The organism is Amphritea sp. 1_MG-2023 (assembly GCF_030547545.1).
Classification (GTDB): Bacteria; Pseudomonadota; Gammaproteobacteria; order Pseudomonadales; family Balneatricaceae; genus Amphritea.
The window spans coordinates 1-1,812 of sequence record NZ_JAUOQE010000070.1; the positions used below are offsets into that span (position 1 = coordinate 1).

Annotated in this window: 2 protein-coding genes and 1 pseudogene; 2 read left to right on the plus strand and 1 reads right to left on the minus strand. The window is 47.0% G+C overall.

Translation table 11 applies throughout. The annotated features are described in order from the left end of the window. Both Q4488_RS18680 and Q4488_RS18685 read left to right on the plus strand, forming a co-directional pair. Positions 1–158, plus strand: a pseudogene (locus Q4488_RS18680) (bifunctional methylenetetrahydrofolate dehydrogenase/methenyltetrahydrofolate cyclohydrolase); the annotation flags it as partial. Between the two features lie 225 nt (positions 159–383). After that, positions 384–1,328 carry a porin gene (locus tag Q4488_RS18685; protein ID WP_303582104.1) on the plus strand — a complete coding sequence of 315 codons (945 nt, stop codon included), beginning with the start codon at positions 384–386 and terminating at the stop codon, positions 1,326–1,328. Positions 1,329–1,472: 144 nt separating this feature from the next. Here Q4488_RS18685 and Q4488_RS18690 read toward each other — a convergent pair. Beyond that, positions 1,473–1,812: NAD(P)-dependent oxidoreductase (locus Q4488_RS18690; RefSeq protein ID WP_303582106.1), on the minus strand; the 340-nt coding region annotated here is incomplete at its 5' end.

Below are 1,812 nucleotides of genomic sequence, written 5' to 3' on the forward strand. Positions count from 1 at the left end.
GAGAGGGTAAGCGAAAACTGGTAGGTGATGTAGATTATCAGTCAGTTTCTGACATTGCTGGCAGTATCTCGCCGGTGCCCGGTGGTGTTGGTCCCATGACCATCGCTTGTTTATTGAAAAACACCATGAAAGCGGCGCGCATTCAGCAGGGTGCTTGAGTTCAACCTTAGGGGGGCGCCAGCCCCTCGTGCTTCAGGCTACTAATAGAAGGTTAGATAGTCGTCGCTAATGCTTATCAGCACTTCCCAATAAATGTAGTTAGATCCCCTTACGGTGAGTTGGGATGACTTGCTGTTATTTAGCGGCCCAGCGACATACTGGGATATCACGGAACATGCTCCAGGGATGGAGTGTCGACCTACAATAACTAAAGAGTGATTAAAATGATGAAGAAACTACTACTGTCTAGTGCTGTCTTTTCAGCGATGTTAACGGCACCTTCAGTTTATGCAGTCGATATTGCGGGAACTGACGTTGACGTTTATGGTAGCCTACGAGTCATGCTTGAGCGTGGTTATGATGGTGACGACACGGAGTTCAAAGATGCTGCTTCAAGAGTGGGCATAAAAGCTTCACGTGATCTTGGCGAGGGGCTTACTGCCTTTGCTAAATATGAAGTCGCACTCAATCTGGATAGTGATGCTGATACTGTAGGTGATCTTCGTCTGGGGCATTTGGGTCTGACCGATGAAAGCTTAGGAACCGTCGCGTTGGGTAAGGTTGATTCTGCTTTCTATGAGGCCGTGGGCGTAACCGCTGACTATCTGTGGTGGAACACAGCCCCTGTTTATTACACCCTTGATGGTGGTCTTCGCGTTAGCGAGTCTGTTTATTATGCCAGTCCTGACCTGAATGGCTTTAAATTTAAGGCGTTGTTACAGGTTGATGATTCAGAGCCCAATAATGGTGATCAGGTCGAGTATGGTGTGAACTATACGATTGGCAATGTGACACTGGGTGCCGCTTACACAGATACAGTCGATGATACCGCCACCGGTTCAGTCGCTGAGAATGATATCAGTGGTGTTTCAGCCGCATACTCGGGTGATGGTTTCTACGTCAATGGTGCTTATATCAATAAGGAGAACGTCGGTTCAGGTATCGATGCTATTCTGGGTATACCATCAGGCAAGAACCTGTATACGCTCGGTGTGTCTGACTTCAATGGCGACAAGGGAACTGCAGATTTTACCGCGTTGATTCTTGCGTACCAGCGTAGTCTGCATGATAGTGTCTTAGTATGGGCTGAGCTGATGGCTTGGGATGGCACGCTTTATGGCACGACCGATTCTAATGTGCTGAACCTCGGGATGAACTTCAACTTCTGATAATTTCTGAGATTAATATAATGAAAACGACCATTTATTGGTCGTTTTTTTGCTTTAAGATTAGCGTTTGACCTTTAGGCTAGAAGCGCTAATGCACTCTGGCGGTCAAGCGAGGGCTATTAGACGGTTAGAGAACGAGGCGGCTCATTGTCGAGTGGTGATGTTGTGATTGACAGCGTAGGTTGGTTTTAGCCCTTTAGAGAGACTCATGACTATCTGCTCAAGCGCAATTCTTCGGCTCTCCATTAGAGATTCTTTTGATAGAAAACCGACATGAGGCGTTACAATGACATTCTCCAACGAGATCAGTTGACTATTGTGGTTGGCTTCATCCGCGGGCACATCTAATCCCGCTGTCGATATTTTTTTAGATCGAAGGTTCTTGATTAATGCCTTTTCGTCAATCAGTCTAACCACAAAGATCTGCGAGCGATGGCGGAACGAGAAGGCATTCGCTTTGTGCATCTGCCGGTGACCAAAGACA